This window comes from Streptomyces sp. NPDC023157 (genome assembly GCF_055560575.1).
Window position 1 is genome coordinate 291,586 of record NZ_JBVHIL010000006.1, and the last position, 18,960, is coordinate 310,545.

The 18,960-nt window shown below is 71.9% G+C and carries 9 protein-coding genes; 5 read left to right on the forward strand and 4 right to left on the reverse strand.

The window, feature by feature from the left end:
- Positions 1-117: 117 nt before the first annotated feature.
- Positions 118-7,101: a ricin-type beta-trefoil lectin domain protein gene (locus ACZ3ZE_RS23170; RefSeq protein ID WP_467260480.1), complete on the reverse strand. Its 6,984-nt coding sequence runs from the start codon at positions 7,099-7,101 to the stop codon at positions 118-120.
- Positions 7,102-7,456: 355 nt separating this feature from the next.
- Here ACZ3ZE_RS23170 and ACZ3ZE_RS23175 point away from each other — a divergent pair, with 355 nt between their 5' ends.
- Entirely contained in the window at positions 7,457-11,797 is a 4,341-nt protein-coding gene (locus tag ACZ3ZE_RS23175; protein WP_467260482.1) for a ricin-type beta-trefoil lectin domain protein, read from the forward strand.
- A gap of 79 nt (positions 11,798-11,876) precedes the next feature.
- On the opposite strand, the gene ACZ3ZE_RS23180 is transcribed toward ACZ3ZE_RS23175, so the two are convergent.
- Positions 11,877-13,136: an ATP-binding protein gene (locus tag ACZ3ZE_RS23180; protein WP_467260485.1), complete on the reverse strand. Its 1,260-nt coding sequence runs from the start codon at positions 13,134-13,136 to the stop codon at positions 11,877-11,879.
- Positions 13,133-13,792, reverse strand: coding sequence for a response regulator transcription factor (locus ACZ3ZE_RS23185; protein ID WP_329427574.1), 660 nt, complete (start codon positions 13,790-13,792; stop codon positions 13,133-13,135). Before ACZ3ZE_RS23185 ends, ACZ3ZE_RS23180 begins: the two co-directional genes overlap by 4 nt.
- Before the next feature lie 89 nt (positions 13,793-13,881).
- Between ACZ3ZE_RS23185 and ACZ3ZE_RS23190 the strand changes: the two genes are divergently transcribed.
- The 4 genes from ACZ3ZE_RS23190 to ACZ3ZE_RS23205 are packed head-to-tail and all read left to right on the forward strand — an operon-like array spanning position 13,882 to position 17,520.
- Complete coding sequence (locus ACZ3ZE_RS23190) at positions 13,882-14,379, forward strand: hypothetical protein (protein WP_329427576.1); 498 nt, start codon at positions 13,882-13,884, stop codon at positions 14,377-14,379.
- Positions 14,376-15,524, forward strand: coding sequence for a peptidoglycan-binding protein (locus ACZ3ZE_RS23195; RefSeq protein WP_467260486.1), 1,149 nt, complete (start codon positions 14,376-14,378; stop codon positions 15,522-15,524). The genes ACZ3ZE_RS23190 and ACZ3ZE_RS23195 overlap by 4 nt, the downstream gene beginning before the upstream one ends.
- Positions 15,521-16,273: an ABC transporter ATP-binding protein gene (locus ACZ3ZE_RS23200; RefSeq protein WP_467260488.1), complete on the forward strand. Its 753-nt coding sequence runs from the start codon at positions 15,521-15,523 to the stop codon at positions 16,271-16,273. Before ACZ3ZE_RS23195 ends, ACZ3ZE_RS23200 begins: the two co-directional genes overlap by 4 nt.
- The gene (locus ACZ3ZE_RS23205; RefSeq protein WP_467260490.1) at positions 16,270-17,520 is read left to right on the forward strand and encodes an ABC transporter permease; all 1,251 of its coding nucleotides are present in this window, start codon (positions 16,270-16,272) and stop codon (positions 17,518-17,520) included. The genes ACZ3ZE_RS23200 and ACZ3ZE_RS23205 overlap by 4 nt, the downstream gene beginning before the upstream one ends.
- A gap of 142 nt (positions 17,521-17,662) precedes the next feature.
- Here the strand turns inward: ACZ3ZE_RS23205 and ACZ3ZE_RS23210 are convergent, their stop codons facing one another.
- Entirely contained in the window at positions 17,663-18,721 is a 1,059-nt protein-coding gene (locus tag ACZ3ZE_RS23210; RefSeq protein ID WP_361172791.1) for a mechanosensitive ion channel family protein, read from the reverse strand.
- Positions 18,722-18,960 lie beyond the last annotated feature (239 nt).

An 18,960-nucleotide genomic window follows, 5' to 3' on the forward strand; every position in this document is an offset into this window, starting at 1 on the left:
CGCCGCCCCCCCCCCCCCCCCCCCCCCGCCGCGGGGGGCGGGGGGGGGGGGGGGGGGGGCCCCCCCCCCCCCCCCCCCCCCCCCCCCCCGCCCGGGTCGTGCTGGGGATGCGGAGGATCAGCCGTTGGCCGACTCGACCTGCGGGGCCTTCTCCTTCTTCATCGCGGTGATGGTGTCCAGCATGCCCTGGTGGAACTCCTGCCGGGTCATGTCGGTCCCGTACTTCTTGAACATCTCGACGCCCTGGCGGACGCTGACGATGTCACCGATGTCGGTCTCACCGACGAAGAACTGGGAGCCGGGAATCGCCGCCTGGGCGCCACCCTCCAGGTATCCCTGCTCGAACCCTTCCGCCATGCCCACGAACCCGTAGTGCACGTTCGACCAGACGTCGTAGAAGGCCTCGTCCTCGCCGCCGGGGACCGTGAAGTAGTAGTCCGACGACGTCGACAGGTTCATCATGTCCTTGAGCTTGGGCTTGTGGTCCCAGTCGGCGCCGGCGTGGACCTTGTACGCCCACATGGTCGAGGCCTTGGCCATGGAGAACGGGAGCCAGCTCTCGTTCGCGTCCTTGATCCGCTGGAAGTCCCCGGACCGCAGGTTCCGCATGATCTCGTCGTACATGTAGTCCTCGGCGATCTTCCAGCGCGCCGGGCCCAGGGGACGTGAGGCGGCCTTCTCCTTGGCCACGCGCACGGCCTTGTGGGCCGCGTTCCACGCCTTCTTCGCCTCCGACATGTGGTTGGGACCCGAGCCCTCACGACGCGGGGTGCGGTTCCAGACACCCGCGGCGTCCGCGGCTTCCTCCATCTGCTGCGCGTGTCCGGCGCAGTAGTCCCAGATGCAGTTGTTGGAGTTGTCGCCGATGACACCGTCGGTGTCGCCGCCGACTCCCGCGCAGACTCCGTCCTTGCCGCCGCCGGGCGAGCCGTGCAGGCACTGCCGGCCGTCCGGGTCGGAGTTGGTCACGGGGTTGTTGTCCGCGTACGCGTAGCCGTTCCAGCTCTGCGGGTCGGCGCTGTTGAACAGCGGGTCGGTGCTGATGAACCGGCCCGCGGTGGGCAGGTACTGGCGAGCGCCGAGGTTGGTCAGGCCCGTCGTGGTGTCCTTGGTGCCGCCCACGAAGCCCTTGTCGCCGGCCCACGCCGACGGCTGGCTACCGCGTGCGTTGCCGAACGGGTCGGTGGAGCGCCGGGTGGCCGCCAGCGTCGACAGGTCGATGCTGAGACCGTTGGTTCCGTGGTGGTCGGCGATCTGGACGACGAACGCCCCGGCGGCGGTGCCCGCCCCGGTGCGGACGATGGTCATGCCGCCGGGCACGGGGTAGTAGCGGGTGCCGGTCTGCGTCTTGTTGACGGAGGCGGTGTCCACGGTCAGCTCGTCGGTGCCGAGGCTGATCGTGGTCTTGCCCGGGTTGCGGCGGACCAGCTGGTTGCCGTCCGCGTCGTAGACGTAGCTCGTCCTGGTGTCGGGGACGGTCCACTTCTGTCCGGCGGGCACCGTGGTGGCGCAGTCGCCGAGGACGAGGTCGGTGCCGTCGGTGGTGACGTCGCCGGGGACGGCGAGGCAGCGGCCGGAGGCGGGGTTGTAGAAGGTGGAGTCGGTGCGGGCCGTCCAGGTCTGGGCGCCGCCGCCGTCACAGGGCTGGATCTGGATCGGGGAGCCGGCCGCGGTTCCCATGGCCTGCAGGCACTTGTCGGCGTTCGACAGCCGGTCGCCGGCGGTGGCGAACCGCTGGCCCGCGCCGGTGTTGCAGGTGTAGATCTGCACCGGGTTGCCGTTGGTGGAGCTGCCGCCCTGCATGTCCATGCACTTGCCGCCGATGCCCTTGATCTGGGTGGCGGTGGTCAGCGAGGTCAGCTTGCCCTCGCTGTTCCAGTTCAGGCTGCTGGTGCCGGCCTTGCCGGCGCGGAAGGACGTGGTGTTGCCGACCGCGTCGTACTGGAAGGTGTCGTTGTTGGTCGTCGTGCCCGTCTTGGCGGTCGCCGTGAGCAGGGCGTGCGGTCCGCCCGTGCCGCCGCCCGTGGTGGGCGCGTTGGAGGGCGTGTTGACGGTGCCGGGAGCGTTGAACGTCTGGGTGGTGGTCACGTCCTTGGTGGTGTCCCCGGCCGGGTCGTGGCTGACCTGACGGGTGCGGTTGCCGGTGAGGTCGTAGCCGTAGTCCTGCCAGTACGGTGCCGGGCCGCCGATGTTCGCGGTGGTCGGCGTGGTCGTGGCGCAGCCGCCCTGGTCCTGGGTCTGTCCGCTCTCCGGGCCGGTCAGGGCGCCGTTGTCGGTCCAGGCGGTGGTGAGCCGGCCGAGCGCGTCGTAGGTGAAGCACTGGCGGTCGGTCTGGGACGGGATGTTGTCGGCGACGTCGGTGATCGAGGTGACCTGCCCGGCGTCGTTGTAGGTGTAGCCGGTCTGCTGGACGGAGCCCGTGGTGGACGTCTGCTTGTCGATGAACTGGCGCTTGACGCGGCCGGTGGCCTGGTCGAAGTCCGTGGTGGAGACGACTTGCGTGGCCCACGGGTTGACGGTCGAGCGGATCGGACGTCCGAAGGCGTCGTACTCGGTCTGGGTGTCGTACGTCGTCGCGCCCGCGTACTTGAACATCTGGCCGTAGTCGTTGTACGAGTACACGACGTCGTCCATGGGCAGGCCGCCGAGCGCCGGGAGCACCGTCTCCTTGGGGCTGCCGGTGATCTTGTCGTAGACGGTGCTGGTCGTGTACGAGAAGGTGCCCGAGGCCAGTCCGGCGTCCGTGCCGGGGATGCTCACCGTGGATCCGGTGACGCGGTAGCCGTCGTCGTACCCCTTGATCGTCGTGGTGTACGCCTGGCCGCCGGTGCCGCCGACGTAGCGCGTCGACGAGGCGGGCTTGCCCTTGCCGGCCGTCGCGGTGTCGAAGGTCCACGCCGCGAGCTGCTTGTCGGCGGTGGTGGCGGCGCCGTCGAACATGCCGGCCTTCCGGCCGAGCAGGTCGTAGGTGAAGCTGACCTTCTGGCCCTTGCCGTTGGTGGTGCTGCTGAGCCGTCCGGCGATGTCCCACGTCTGTGTGCTCGTGCCGGTGTCGGGGTCGGTCGCGGTGACCTGGTGCCCGCGCTGGTCGTAGCCGTACGACCAGGTGTTGCCCGCCGCGTCCTTACGGGTGAGCGGGCTGCCGTCCGCCGTGTAGGAGTAGCGGGTGATGGTGGCGTCGGCCGCCAGGCCGGTCACCGTGGGGGTCGTGTACTGCCACAGCTCCGTGGTCTGGCCGCGGGCGTCGGTGAGGCTCGTGGTCGGTGCGGCGCCCTTCGGGGGCACGACGTCCGTCCGGTCGACGCCCTTGAAGTCGGTCGTGGTCCGGGACTGCTCCACACCCAGCGACCAGGAGGCGGTGACCACCGCGCGGCCCAGGCCGTCGTACGTGGTGCGGGTCTGCGACGGGATCGTGCTCTCCGCCGAGGGCAGCAGCGTTCCGGTCGGACCCGACACGTCGTTGTACCAGGGCGCGTTGGCCGTCCGGGTGCGGCCCTGCGAGTCGAGCAGCGTGTCGGAGACCAGCCGGCCGGTGTAGGCGGGGTTGGCCGGTGACGTCTGCGTCTGCCGTGCCCGGGCGAAGCCGTCGAGGATGTCGACGCTCTTCACGTAGACCGGCGTCTCGCCGTCCTTCGTCAGCTTGTTGGTGGTCGTCGTCGACGGGACGCCGGCCTGGTCGGACACGGCGTACCCGAAGGTCATGTTGGCGTTCGGGTTGGCCACGGGGGTGCGGCCGGGCAGCCACACGGCGGTGAGACGGCCGAGCGCGTCGTACGTCTCCGTGGTCGTCTTGAGGTTCTGGTCCTTGACGGTCAGCGGCAGATTGCGCCGGACGTCCATCGTCGTGACGCTGTCCCAGGTGCCGGTCGCCCCGGGCACGGGGGCGGCGACCGTCAGGGTGGACGGCAGCTCACCGGTCGCCGCGGGCGTGTAGGTCGTCGTGGTGACGGCCCCGTCCGGGTGCTGGGTGTCCTTGCCGTTCGGGTCCTTCACCGAGGTGGCCCGGCCGTAGGCGTCGTAGGTCGTGATCGCGGTCGGCACGAAGAAGGGCGTGCCGTCTGGCTCGTAGCGCTCCAGGACCTCCGCCTTCGTCGCGTCGCCGGTGGCGGCCGCCTGTCCGTTCGGCAGGTTGTCGTAGGAGGTACGGGTCCGGCTGACCGTGTTGGCGGCCACCGCGCCGGCGGTGCAGGCGCCCGTGCCGGAGACGACGGTCTGCTCGGCCACCAGGGAGCTCACCTGGGGGTCGGGGCCCGTGGCGTAGCCCACGCGGGTGCACAGGTCCGGGAGGCCCTCGGCCTGTTCCAGGGTGGAGACGGCCCGGTTGTTGTGCGCCGGGTCGGTCGTGGTGGTGGTGACGGTGGACCGCCAGGTGCCGTCGGCCTTCTTGCCCTCGGCCGTGACGGTGCTGGTGGTGGCCGGGTAGCGGGCGACGAGGTCCGGCAGGCCGGAGCCGCGCGCGTGGGTCGCGGTCGTCACCTCGCCCGAGGCGGCGGACACGCTGCGGCTCACGACGCCGCCGCCCGCCTGGTCGTACGTCTCGGTCTGGAGCGTCTGGCCGCTGAGCCAGTCGTTGTCGGTGACGGACCGTCCGAGGACGTCGGTGAGCTGGACGCCGCGGGCGGAGCCGTTCTTGCGGACGTCACCGTTCATGCCCTGCCGGTAGGTGGTGCGGGTCTGCGACTTGGGGCCGTCGTTGCCGCTGCCGGTGGTGGCGGTCACGGTGGCGAAGCCGCGGAACTCGCCCCAGGTACGGGACTTGGGGTCGGTGAACTCGCTGTCGTCCCGGTGCCAGCCGGCCGCGCCGTAGGTGTAGCTGCTGATCTGCTGCGGCGCGTCGGTCGTGGTGTCGTTCTGGGTGAGCGAGGCGACGGTGTAGTGGTTGAACCAGTCGAGGACGGGATCCGAACCGGCGACCGAGCCGGGCGGGGCCCAGCGAACCGGGTAGCAGGCCAAGGTGTTGTCGTCCTCGGCGGACGGCATCACGTGGTTGAGGCGCGAGCAGGCCGGCAGGTTGTAGTCGACGTTGAGGACGCCGCCCGTCTCGTTCTTGATCTGCTGGATGCGCGGCCGGTCCATCAGCGGCGGCGCGGGGACGAGGTCGGTGCCGTCGACCCGGTTCGCGAGCATCACGGGGACGAAGGTCACCGGGGGCAGCTTGACCTCCGGGGTGCCGGTCCGGCCGGTGCGCTGGACCGAGTCCAGCCACAGGGCCTTCTGGCTGGTGGCGTCCTTGGGGTCGGGGAACGAGTGCTTCAGGACGTAGTAGTCCACGTCCTGCCACGCGTTGTTCACCCGGACCTGGGTGAGGACGGAGGCCAGCCTGCGGGTGGTGAAGAAGGTCGGTGCGAGGCCGGTGCACGTACCGGAGCTCTTGCACTCCTGGTCGACCGGGACGTCGGGCCAGTTGTTCTTGTTCGCCGCGGTGCGCTGCGACGGGTCGCAGACGGCCGTGTCGACGCAGCGCTCGGCGGTTCCGAGCGTCACGCGGACGGCGGGCTGGAGACCGCCCTTGGCCGCGACCTGATCGGACAGGCGCTGCCCGTACGCGACCGAGGCCAGCGTGTTGGCGCGGGTGTACGCGGTGAGCGTGCCGGCGCCCGGGTTCTGGCCGCCGCCCCGCGTGTAGTAGTTGGTCTCGGGAGCCCAGGTGTACGTCGTCAGGTTGCCGTGGGCATCGACGACGTAGTCCAGCTGGAGACGCTGCCACATCGTGCACCAGGAGGCGTTGCCCTTGGACGAGTCGTAGCACGGGTCGCCGGACTTGGGGGAGTACACCGGCACGCCGGATACCGAGTTCGTCGCCGCATCGCTCTTGTCGCCGCCGGGCAGGTGGTTGACACCGAAGTGGTAGACGGTGCCGGCGGAGTCGGTGACCTTCGCGTAGGCCCCGTCCTGGACACCGTTGGCGGCACCGGAGCCGAACTCGATCTTCGTGCCGTCGTCGTTCTTCAGTCGCCACGTGCCGGTCGCCGCGTCCGTGCCGGCCGCACCGGTCGCGACCCGGACGAGCGGTCCGGAGTGGCTGCCGAGGGAGAGGCTCGCGTTGTAGCCGCTCCAGCACAGGTCACCGGAGTTGCTGATGCCCGCCTTGTCGCACGGCTTGTAGGTGCGCTCGATGAAGCCGGGGTTGAGATCCCAGCCGTCGCCGATCCAGGACGCCTGGGCGTTGGTGGCGGAGGTGCGGCCGTCCACGGAGGAGGAGTCGTAGCCGAGCGCCAGTGACGGCGCCTGGCCGCCGAGGGGCGGCGGCAGCTGGAACGGGTAGCTGTACGTCAGCGCGCCGGAGGAGCCACCCGCCGCCCATGCCGAGGACGGGCTGAGGGAGGACGCCTTGTAGTCGCCGCCGCCGCCCGAGGAGCCGGTCTCGGCGGCGAGCAGCATCGGGGTGCCGCCCAGGGCCTTCGCGCCGCTCACCGCCGTGAGCAGCGGCGACCGGGTCGAGCCGCCGGTGACCCGGGCGGGGGCGGGCGCGACGGCCGGGACGGCGAGGTCGGCCGTCAGCCGCCCGGTGGCCTTGTCGTAGTGGGCGGCCAGCGGGGTGCGGACCCGGCAGGACGCCAGCTCGGGAGCGGTCGCGGCGCACGCGGGGAGCGCCACCAGGCGGCCGCGCGCGGTGAACTGGCCACCGGTGGCGCGCTGGAGCTCCGCCAGGTCGAGGCCGACCTTGACCGGTACCGTGCCGTGGGCGTCCCGGGCGGTCGCCGCGCCGACCGCGGCGACCGAGAACAGGAGGCCGTGCACGCCGGCGGCGCGGGCGGCCTTGCCGTCGTTGCGTACGACGGTCACCGCGGGCAGCGGGGCCTTGGGCGCCTTCGTGGCGGGACCCACCCACACGGGGAGGGCGCCGGCGCGGGCCGGGGCCGTGGTCGGCAGCGCGGTGCCGCTCAGGGCGGTGACGTCCGGCAGGGCGGGGGCCGCCGTGGCCCGCTTCGGCACCACGCGGGGCGGGGCCACGGGACCGCGCTTTCTGGCCGGGGTCCCGGATATCGGAGTGGTGTGCGGCAGCGGCGTACGCGGCGGCTGCCAGATCTTGTCGAAGTCCGGCGTGACCGGTGCGGCCTGGACCGCCGGCGCTGCCAGAAGAGACGCCGTCAGGGCCACGATCAGCGGGACGGTCGCCCGTGTCCGTGAAAGTCGCCCGGATCGGCGCATGCCAAAGCGAGGCATCGCTCATCCCCCGTTTGAAAGGTGAAAGTGGTGAGGGCCGTCGGTCGAAGTGATCAACGGCAGAATCGGACGGGAAGGTAGCAGTCGCCACAACCGCCCGTATCCCATGAGTTGTTCAAATTCGGACGTGTTCTAGATCACAGTGTGTGCAATTCGTGCAGGCTGCGCACAAGATGGACACGGCATCGCGTGGCGCATTTTGATCGGTAGCCATGCCCCTGCCAAAGTGCCCCCGATCTCTGCGCGCCACGCGCCGCGACCACGCACATGCATGGGGGAGTACACGAGCATGTCCACTGCACCAAGATCCGGACTGCGACGGCCGATCGCGGCCGCCGCGGTCCTGGCGATGTCGGCCGCGCTGCTGGCCACCGCGCCCTACTCGGCACTGGCCGCACCGTCGCCCCGGCCGGATCCGTCGGCCTCCCCGGCCGCTCCCGCCCCCTCCAGGGGCGGCACCGGGCGCCCGAAGCCCACGGCGGCTCGCCTCGCCGCGGAGAAGGCGAAGCAGAAGGCCCGGGCGACCGGAAAGGACGTCCAAGTCCCCGAACTCACCGATGAGTTCAGCACCACCGTCGTCACGCCCCAGGGCAAGCTGCGCACCGAACGCAGCCTCGAATCCCAGCGCATGAAGGGCAAGGGCGGCGGCTGGGTCCCCCTCGACGACACCCTGATCACCCGCGCGGACGGCACCGTGGCCCCGAAGGCCGCCGACTCCGCCCTCGTGCTCTCCGGCGGCGGCAGCGGCCCGCTGGCCACCATGACCACCGAGGACGGCCAACAGCTGTCCGTGTCATCGCCGTTCCCCGGCGCGCTGCCCAAGCCCGTCCTCAGCGGCAACGGCGCGCTCTTCGAGAACGTGGCGCCCGACACCGACCTCAAGGTCACCGCCACCAAGTGGGGCGGCTACGCCACCGTCGTGATCCTGCGCAGCCCGGCCGCCGCCGCCAACCCGGCGGTACGGGACCTGGTGTTCCCCGCGGAGACCAAAGGCCTCACGCTCGCCAAGGACAAGGAAGGCAACCTCACCGCGGGCGACGGCCGTGACACCGTCTTCCGCGCGCCCGCCCCGATCATGTGGTCGGCGAAGGAGGCCCGGAAGCCGGGCGCACGCGGCGGCAAGTACGCCGACATGGACGCCACGGCGCCCGTCGACAAGGCCAACGGCGCCATCGACGGACTGAGCAGCCCCGAAGGGCCCGGCGCCCGCGCCACGATCGCCAAGATCCCCGTCACGCGGGCGAAGGCGACCGCCGCCGCGGGCAAGGGACGTGGCGCCATCGCCCTGGCCCCCACCATGGACCTGCTCGACGGCCCGGACACGAGCTACCCCGTCTACATCGACCCGGACTGGTCGCGCGACTCCCGCGGCAAGCAGCACCACGCCTGGGTCATGCAGGCATGGACCGGCACCGGCAACTTCGACCGCTCCGGCTCCAACGACCGGGACCACCCCGGCTCCGGCTTCCAGGGCTGGGAGTCCCCGTACGGGATCGAGCGCGCCCTGTTCGAGTTCGACATCAACGGGTACTACGGCTCGACGATCAACTACGCCAACCTGCGCGTCAACCAGTACATCTCCTCCGACTGGTCCTGCTCGACGACCTACCCCGTGAACGTCTACCGGGCCCGCGAGTTCGACGGCTCGGTGTCCTGGAACAACCACGAGGTCCGGGAGTGGCTGGACGGCAAGTGGGTGCCCGGCAACGGCACCAACTCCGCCTGCTACAACGACGTACCCGTCGACTTCAACGTCACCGGCGCCATGCGGGACGCGATCCGCGACACCAGCAAGCCGCTCGCCTTCGTCCTGCGCGGGAACGAGGGCTCCGGCGACAAGATGGGCTTCAAGCGGTTCAACTACAACGCCACCCTCAGCACCGAGTACGACTTCCCGCCCAACACCCCCGACAACCTGCGCGCCAACCCGGTCCCGCGCCGCGTCGTCGCCGGCGACACCCAGGCGTGCGGAGGCGTTCCCGCCTCCTCGTACGGCTGGGTCACCGACACCCACACCGACCTGATCTCCAGGGTCAGCAGCCCCAACCAGGGCCAGCTCACCGAGTGGGTCGACGTCTGGGACGAGACGGCGGGCGCGACCGCGCACCAGGGCTGGTCCGGCTTCGTCCCGAACTGGTCCGAGGCCACGTACTCGCTGCCGGTCGGCCTCCTGCAGAACGGCCACAACTACGCCTGGGCCACCCACGGCGACGACGGCCTGCTGCGCGGCCCGTCCAGCACCACCTGCCACTTCGCCGTCGACATGACCCCGCCGGTCATGGCCTTCGGACAGTTCAGCAACCCCAACACCCAGTACCCCCCGGCGGGGAACGGCCAGATCACCAACCTGCGTCTCGGCGACACCGGCTCCATCCCGATCGCGGCCTCCGACCCGAGCCCGGGCGCCGGACTCCGTTCCTCGGGCCTGGCCTGCGTCCAGTGGGGCTTCGACCCGCAGCTGGCCGGCGCCCAGCAGACCTGCGGCAGCCCGCTGTCCGTGAGCGGCATCAGCGTCAAGCCCACCCACTGGGGCACCAACATCGTGTACGCGCGGGCGCTCGACGAGGCCGGCAACGCCTCGCAGACCCAGTCGTACGCCTTCTACGTCCCGTGGAAGGACGGCCCGGTGGCCTTCGGCGACACCACCGGTGACGCCCGGCCCGACATCCTCATCCCGGACAACGCCGGCAACCTGGTCACCCACGGCCGCGCCACCGACGGCAGCAGCATCAGCACGCTGCCCAGTGGAACCGCCGCGACCGCCCTCCAGGCACCCGAGGTGACCTCCAACCGCACCTGGAAGGACTACCGGATCGCCCACCGAGGGTCCCTCGACCCCGGCCGCAACGTCGACGACCTCTTCGTCCACCGCGAGCCCGCCACCGTCGGAGCCACCGGCGGAAGCGACCTGTTCGCCTACGACAACACCCTGTCCAATCCCGGGGTGTTCACCCTCGGGACCAAGCACACCGTCGACAAGCCGGACTGTGACCCCGCGTACGGGAGCTCCTGCCCCGGCTACCACAACGTGGGGACCTGGCAGTACTCCAGCCAGGTCACTCCCACCGGCCCGTCCCGCACCTCGCGCACACCGAGCCGCAAGGTGTCCGACGCGACCGGTCTGCTCGCCGTGGAGTCCGGCAACCTGTGGTTCTACCCGGTCAAGTCGAACCAGACGCTCGCCGCGCCGGCTCTGGTGTCGGGCACCGGCGACTGGGACGACAAGGACCTGATGGTCCCCGGCAACACCCTGGACCTGTCCACCGCCACCACGGCGGACACGGCCCCGGCCCTGTGGGTGCGCAACCGCACCAGCGGCGACATCTTCCAGTACCGCCTGGCCACCGCCACCCGCACCGACGACCTCGGTCTCACGTACACCGTGTTCACCGGCGTCACGGCCCAGCCGGCGACCCGCATCGGCTGGGGCATCACCGGCTCCGGCTATCCGCGCGTCGGCTCCGACGGTGACGTCACCGACGACGGGGTCCCGGACTTCTGGGCCCTCGACACCGCCGGCACCCTGCACTCCTGGGCGGCCACGGTGAACGCCGGCGCGGTGAACGGCTTCGACGGGTACCACGTGCGCGGCAACACCCAGGCACCGACCGTGCAGTGGCGCCTGGACAACAAGAAGTCCGTCCCCGCCGGCAACGACGGCACCGAGGCGAACATCAGCTACGCCCCGGACACCGTCGACGCCCGCCCCGCCACCGTCGCCGTCTTCAGCGACACCCTGAAGTCCAGCCTCACCGCACCGGACAAGATCGTCGACACGCGGCAGAGCTTCACCCTCAGCACCTGGGCGAAGATGGACAAGCCCGACGGCGTGATCGTCAGCCAGGACACCGCCCACGGCAGCGCGTTCATGCTGTGGGCCGACTCCGGCAACTGGCGCTTCGCCCTCGCCCGCGGTGACGACGACGGCTGGCCGTACGACTTCAACGCCACGGTCAGCCCGGCCAACACGTTCCAGGCCGGCGTCTGGACCCAGCTGACGGCCACGTACAACGCGACCACGGGCGCCATGAGCCTGTACGTCAACGGCCGGCTGGCCTCCAGCGGGTACCACGCGGCGAGCAGCAGCCCGGCGCCGAGCGGCAAGCTGGTCATGGGGCGGTACAAGTACCAGAGCCAGCCCAGCAACTGGCTGGCCGGCCGGGTCAGCAACCTCGCCGTCTACCAGGGCTACACCCCGCAGGCCACCACGTCCGGCACCCCGATCCGCTTCGCCCCCTCGCCGGACATCTGCGTGGACGCGCCGAACAACAACAGCGGCAACGGCATGCACCCCCAGCTGTGGGGCTGCAACGGCAGCGACGCGCAGAAGCTCAGCGTCAACGCCAACGGCACCCTGACCCAGCAGGGCCAGTGCGTCGCGGTCACGGGCAACCAGACCACGTCGCAGAGTGCCGTGCTCTTCTGGCAGTGCCTGGGCGAGGGCGGCCAGCAGTGGCTGCCGCGCGCCGACGGCTCGATCTACAACCCGCAGTCGGGCCGCTGCCTCGACGTGCCCTGGGCCAACCGCAACTGGGGCACCGTGTTCCAGCTGTTCGACTGCAACGGCACCCCGGCACAGCAGTGGAGCGTCCCCGTGATCTTCACACCCGCGCTGCCGGTCAACCCGTAACACCACGGCGGCCTCGGCAGCCGACGAACGCCCCGTCCCTCGCGGACGGGGCGTTCGCGTGCCCCCCCCGCTGGGACGGTCAGGACCTCGTGTCCATGCCGCCTCCCTGGAAGCGGACCCGGACGGTCAGCCCGCCGCCCCGCGGATTCGCCGCCGCCGTGGCCCTTGCCCCGTGGGCCCGGGCGATCGAGTCGACGATCGACAGGCCGAGGCCGACGCCTTCGTCGGGCGCGTGGGTGCGGGCGGCCGAGCGGCGGAAGGGTTCGAAGAGGAGCGGCACGGTCTCGGGCGGCACGGTCGGGCCGGTGTTCGTCACCGTGATGCCGTCCGGGCCGGTCCGGACCTCCACCCGGCCGCCCTCGGGGACGTTGTGGCGCACGCCGTTCGCGACCAGGTTGTGCAGCAGCCGTTCCAGCAGCACCGGATCCCCCTCGACGGTCAGCGGCCCGGGCCGTACGACGACGGCCACCCCGCGCTCGGCCGCCTCCCCCGCGAGAGCGGCCGCCGTCTCCCGGGCGACCTCGTTCAGGGCGACCCGGCGCCGGTCCTGAAGCCCCTGGTCGGAGGCGGCCAGCAGGAGCAGCCCCTCGATGATCCGCTCGCTGCTGCCGGCGACCTCGATGAGCTTCGAACGGATCCGGGCGACCCGCTCGGGCGAGGGGTCCCCGGCGAGTCCGATCTCCGCCGCCGCGCGCTGCACGGCGACCGGGGTGCGCAGCTCGTGCGCGGCGTTCGCGGCGAACCGCTGCTGGGCGGAGACCAGCTGCTCCATCCGCCCCAGCATGCCGTCGAAGGTGTCGGCGAGCCGCTTGAGCTCGCCGGGCGGCGCGTCGAGGGCGATCCTCTCGTGGAGGTTGGCGCCGGACAGCCGGCGGGCCGTGTCGGTGATGACGGCGATCGGCCGGAGCACCCGCCCGGCCGCCCACCAGGCGAGCGCGACCGAGAGGACCGCGTAGCAGGCGAGGACGGCCACGGAGACCGTGAGGAGGCGGTCCAGGGCGGCGGACTCGGCGGCGTCGCTGACCGACCGGGTGATCGCGAGGGTCTGGGGCGGGATCAGGCCCGGGCCCGGGCTCGGGCCGGGGCTCGCGAAGGCCGCGCTCGGGAGCGGGGTGGCGGGCAGGAGGCTCTGCGAGGCGTCCGGCAGGTGCTCCAGCCGCTGGGCCGGCACGGCGGTGGTGACGGCCATGCGGATCGACGAGTACAGGCCCTCCTGCACGAGCACGTACACGACCCCGGTGAGCACGGCACCGGCGAGCACGAGGAGCCCGGCGTACAGGGCGGTGAGCCGGGCACGCTCCCCGCCGAGCCGGACGCGCGCCGACAGGCGACGGCTCACGACGCGATCCGGTAGCCGGCGCCGGGCACCGTCTCCACCACGGGCGGCTCGCCCAGCTTGGCCCGCAGCTTGCTCAGGGTGACCCGTACCGCGTTGGTGCGGTAGCTGGTGTGCTCCTCCCAGACCTGCTCGATCAGGTCCTCGCCGCTGACCACCGCACCCTCCGCCCGCAGCAGCGCCTCCAGGACGCCGAACTCCTTGCGCGACAGGTGCAGGTGCCGGCCGTCCCGGCTGGCCTGGCGGCGGGCGGTGTCCAGCACGATCCCGCGGCGTTCGAGGACGGGCGGCAGGGCCGGCCTGGCGCGCCGGCCCAGCGCGAGCACCCGGGCGAGGAGCTCGTCGTAGGCGAAGGGCTTGGTGAGGTAGTCGTCGGCGCCCAGACCGAGGCCCTCGACCCGGTCCCGTACCGTGCCGGCCGCCGTCAGCATCAGCACCCGGGTCATCAGCCGCTGTTCGACCACGCGGCGGCACACGTCGTCGCCGTGTATCCCGGGTAGGTCGCGATCGAGGACGAGGACGTCGTACTCCCCGAGCTGGAGCTTCCGCAGCGCTTCGAGGCCGTCGGCCGCCACGTCCACGGCGAGCGCGTCGCGGCGCAGCCCTTCGGCGATCATCTCGGCGAGGAACGCCTCGTCCTCCACCAGTAGTACGCGCATGCCCCCTGTGTATCCGAAAGGGACCTTTCGCCGGTGTAAACGAAACCGCTGAGAGAAGCGAAACATCCCTTCGCGGCACCGTCACCGCCATGACGATTCGACGTATGACCCGCGTGGCCGCCGCCGGTTCCCTGGCCGCGGTCCTCGCCCTGTCCGCCGCCGCGTGCTCGGGTTCCACCCCGGGCGGAGGGGACGACGGCGGCGTGAGCGAAGAGGGCAAGAAGGCCGACCAGGCCTTCGAGCACCGCAAGTGCCTGCGCGAGCACGGCCTCGACGTACCCGAGCCCAAGCCGGGGGAGAAGGGCGTCGGACTCACCGTCGGCGGCGACGGCATGTCCAAGGAGAAGATCGAGCAGGCGTTCAAGGCCTGCCAGGGCAAGGCCGGCGGCGCCGGCCTCGGCAAGGAGCCGACACAGGCCGACAAGGACAAGGCGCTCGCCTACGCGCGCTGCATGCGGGAGAACGGCTTCAACATGCCGGACCCGAAGTTCGAAGGCGGTGCCCAGCAGGCCCTGCCGATACCGCAGGGGGCGGAGATGCAGAAGTTCGAGAAGGCCGCCAAGGCGTGCGAGGGCGTGGCCCGATGAGCGAGCACAGCGACCGCAGCGAGGGTGAGCGCCCGCTCGGGCGGCGCCGGCTGCTCGTCGCCCTCGGGGCGATCGTCGCCGTCGCGGGCGCCGGAGCCGCCGCCACCGCCCTGAGCGCGGACCGGGACCAGGATCCGCAGACCGCCGCCGGCTCCCGCGGGCTGCCGCCCGCCACCGCCGCGGTCACCCGCGGCGACCTGAGCGACAGCTCCCAGAAGGACGGCACCCTCGGTCACCTCGGCGAGCGGAAGATCAACGCCGGCGGCGCCGGCGGCACCCTCACCTGGATCGCCCCGACCGGCTCGGTCGTCGAGCGGGACGGACGCCTCTACGAGGTGGACGGCGAGCCGGTCCGGCTGATGTACGGCGACGAGCCCATGTACCGGACGCTCAAGACCGGCGACAAGGGCAAGGACGTACGGCAGCTGGAGGAGAACCTGGCCGCGCTCGGCTTCACCGGCTTCGACGTCGACGAGGAGTTCACGGCGAAGACCGCCGCCGCCGTCAAACGCTGGCAGAAGTCCCACGACATGAAGCAGACCGGCACGGTCGGCCCGGACCGGATCGCCTTCGCGGGCAGCGCGATACGCGTCAAGGAGGCGGGCGGCGGCTCGGGGAGCGGCGGCGGCTCCGGTGAGGGCGGGCTCGCGCCCGGCGACCGGATCACCCCCGGCAGCCCGGTGCTCACGGTGACCGGCTCCGAGCGGGTGGTCCGCTTCGAACTGTCCGTCGCCGAGGCCGAGTCGGCGAAGACCGGCACCCGTGTGAAGGTCCGGCTGCCGGACGGCACGGAACAGCCGGGGAAGGTGTCCGCGGTCGGCAGGACCGCGTCGGCGGGCGAGGACCCGCAGGACAAGACCCCGAAGATCGAGATCACCGTCTCCTTCGACGAGCCGGCCAAGGTGAAGGGCGTCGACCAGTCCCCGGTCACGATCGAACTCACCGGCCGCACCCGCCAGGACGTCCTGTCCGTCCCCGTCAACGCGCTGCTGGCGCTCCCCGGCGGCGGCTTCGGCGTGCAGGTCGTGGAGCAGGGCCGGACCCGAGACGTCCGCGTCGAACTCGGCCTGTTCGGCCAGGGCCGGGTCGAGATCACCGGCGCGGGACTGCGCGAGGGAATGAAGGTCGGGGTGCCGAACGCATGAGTGGCGAGGGGAACGGTGAGGCGTACGGCGCCGGGCTCAGCGGTGGCGGCTCCCCGGTGAAGCGCGTCGTGGACCTCAAGGGCGTCGTCAAGGAGTACGCGGGCGGGGTACGCGCCCTCGACGGCATCGATCTGGCCGTCGGGGAGGGCGAGTTGGTCGGCATCGTCGGCCCCTCGGGCTCCGGCAAGTCGACCCTGCTGCACATCGTCGGGACCCTCGACCGGCCCACCGCCGGAACCGTGGCGATCGCCGGGCACGACGTCGCCGCGCTCACCGACCGGAAGGTCTCCGCGCTGCGTGCCCGGCACATCGGCTTCGTCTTCCAGGCCTTCCACCTGGTGCCGGGCGTCGCCGCCGTCGACAACGTCGCGGAAGGCCTGCTGTACTCCGGCCTGCCCCGCGCCCGCCGCCGCCGGATGGCCGCGGACGCCCTGGCCCGGGTGGGGCTCGCCGACCGCATGCGGCACCGCCCGCACGAGCTCTCCGGCGGGCAGAAGCAGCGCGTGGCCATCGCCCGGGCGGTCGTCGGGGAGCCCGCGCTGCTGCTCGCCGACGAGCCGACCGGCGCGCTGGACTCGGCGTCCGGCGAGGCGGTGATGGAGCTGCTGCACACGTTGAACGGGGAGGGCGCCACGATCGCGGTCATCACGCACGACACGGAGATCGCGGGACGGTTGCCGCGGCAGGTCCGGATCCGTGACGGCCGGGTCGTCGCGGACACGGCACGGGGAAAGGTCGTCGTCCGATGAGGCGCGGGACCGACCCCGGAACCGCTCGTGGGACCGGTGCCGCATCCGCCCGTCGGACAGGGCTGAAGGCCGCTCGGCTCGGTCCGCGCGACGTCCTGCACGTCGGCTCGGCCGGGCTGCGCAGCCGCCCCGTCCGCGTGGTGCTGTCCGCGCTCGGGATCGCCATCGGCATCGCGACGATGATCGCGGTGGTGGGCATCTCGGCCTCCAGCCAGGCCCAGTTGCTGCGGCAGCTCGACGCACTGGGCACGAACATGCTGGTCGCCAAGGCGGGCGAGGGGATGTTCAGCGGGCAGGAGGTCAAGCTGCCCAAGGACGCGGTGGGTACGGTCTCCCGTATCGAGGGCGTCGAAAAGGCCGGTGCGACCGGTGACCTCGCGCGCTCGGTGCGGCGCTCGGAGAAGATCCCGGAGGCCGAGACCGGTGGCATCGCGGTGAAGGCCGCCACCGAGGGCCTGCTCGACGTGCTGCGCGGCCAGACGGCCTCCGGAACGTGGCTCAATGCCGCGAACGGCCGCTATCCGGCCGTGGTGCTGGGGCATGTCGCCGCGGAGCGCCTGGGCATCGACCGGCCCGGACGGCAGGTCTGGATCGACGACCGCTACTTCACCGTCGTCGGCATCCTCGACCCCCTGCCGCTCGCCCCGGAGATCGAGCGCTCGGCGCTGGTCGGCTGGGACGCGGCCCAAAGGATGCTCGGCTTCGACGGACATCCGACAGCGGTGTACGAGCGCTCCACGGACGCGTCGGTACGCGAGGTCCAGCGGCTGCTCGCCCCGACGATCGACCCGCGCAACCCGCAGAACGTGTCGGTCGGCGACCCGTCCTCGGCGCTCAAGGCGAAGGCCGCCACGGAGGGCGCCTTCTCCACGCTGCTGCTGGGCCTGGGCGGCATCGCCCTGCTCGTCGGCGGCGTCGGGGTCGCGAACACCATGATCATCTCGGTCCTTGAGCGGCGCCACGAGATCGGCCTGCGCCGCTCACTGGGCGCCACCCGGGGCCAGATCCGGATCCAGTTCGTGACCGAGTCCCTGATGCTCTCGGGCCTCGGCGGCCTGGCCGGAGTGGCCCTGGGAGCGGCCGCCGTGGCCGCGTACGCCACCGCCGGCGGGCTGCCCTGGGTGGTCCCGCCCTGGTCGGCCGCGGGCGGTTTCGCGGCGACGCTGGCGATCGGCACGGTGGCGGGCCTCTACCCGGCGGTACGGGCCTCCCGACTGTCACCGACGCTGGCGCTGGCGGCGGGGTAGAGGCGCGAGGAACGCCGCGCGGGCCGGGGATGATCCCCGGCCCGCGCAACGCTCCCGCTCCCGCGCAACGCTCCCGCTCTCGCAGCCGCAGCCGCAGCCGAAGCCGCTCCCGCAGCCCGGCCAGCGGCCGCCTGGCGTGTTCCTACGGCCGGTCGAAGGCCTCGGCCGCCGGAGCCGTGACGACCTTGGGGAGGGCACCCGGGTGCTCCCGCACGAGCCAGCCGACGAGTTCCTCCCGGACGGCGCAACGGGTCGTCCACAGGTCGTCGGCGTCCTTGGCGGTGACGATCGCCCGCACCGTGATGCCGGTCGGCGAGGTGTCCGTGACGGCGAGGTCCCAGCCCCGCCCGTCCCACGTGCCGCACGTGGTGAGGAACTCCCGGAGATGGGCCCGTACGAGCGGGACCGGCGTCGTGTGGTCGCAGTGGAGGAACACCGACCCCGTCATCTCCGCGCCGCCGCGCGACCAGTTCTCGAACGGCCGCGAGGTGAAGTAGGAGACGGGGAGCGTGACACGGCGCTCGTCCCAGGTCCGTACCGTGAGGAAGGTGAGGGTCACCTCCTCCACGACACCCCATTCGCCGTCCACCACGACGGTGTCACCGATGCGGACCATGTCACCGAAGGCGATCTGGAAGCCGGCGAAGAGGTTGCTCAGCGTCGACTGGGCCGCCACGCCGGCCACGATGCCGATGATGCCGGCCGAGGCGAGCAGGGAGGTGCCGAGGGTACGGAAGGAGGGGAAGGTGACGAGGGCCGCGGCAGCGGCGAGCACCCCGACGGCGACGGACACCCCCCGCATGATCAGCGTCACCTGGGTACGGACGCGGCGGAGCCGTGCGGCATCGCGTGAGCGTCCGGCGTACCGCGCGTACGAGGACTCGACGACCGCCGCGACCATCCGGATCGCCAGCCAGGCCCCGCCGCCGATCAGGCACAGCAGCAGGACGCGGCTCACCGCCTCCGCATGGTCTTCGAGCGGCCCGTGACCTGGCGACGCCACCGGGTAGATCCATCTGAGCAGGGCGGCCAGCACGACGACGTACAGCGGCGTGCGACAGCGGCGCAGCAGCCCCCACAGCGGGGTTTCCGGATGCCGCGCGTCGGCGAACCGTGCCAGCAGGTCCGCCGTGCGGCAGACGACGAAGGCCGCCAGCGCCGAGCCGCCGACGGAGATCGCCAGCCGAATAAGGCTCTCCATGTACTCCCCAGTCGATGAAGCGAACAACCCTCACCTACGCCTCACCGCCGGTGAGCACGCCAAACATCGACCCGACGGCCCTGGCGTCACAGGGAGCGGACCCGCACCGGCACAGGGCCCCCACGCGAAATCACCCAGCGTTAGGCGACCGGACCACTGTTACTGTCAAGGGAGTTGAGGCAGGTGGGGGTACGGACCGGGGGGTCCCCGCGCGGAGCGCGGCCTCCACCTCCGCACGG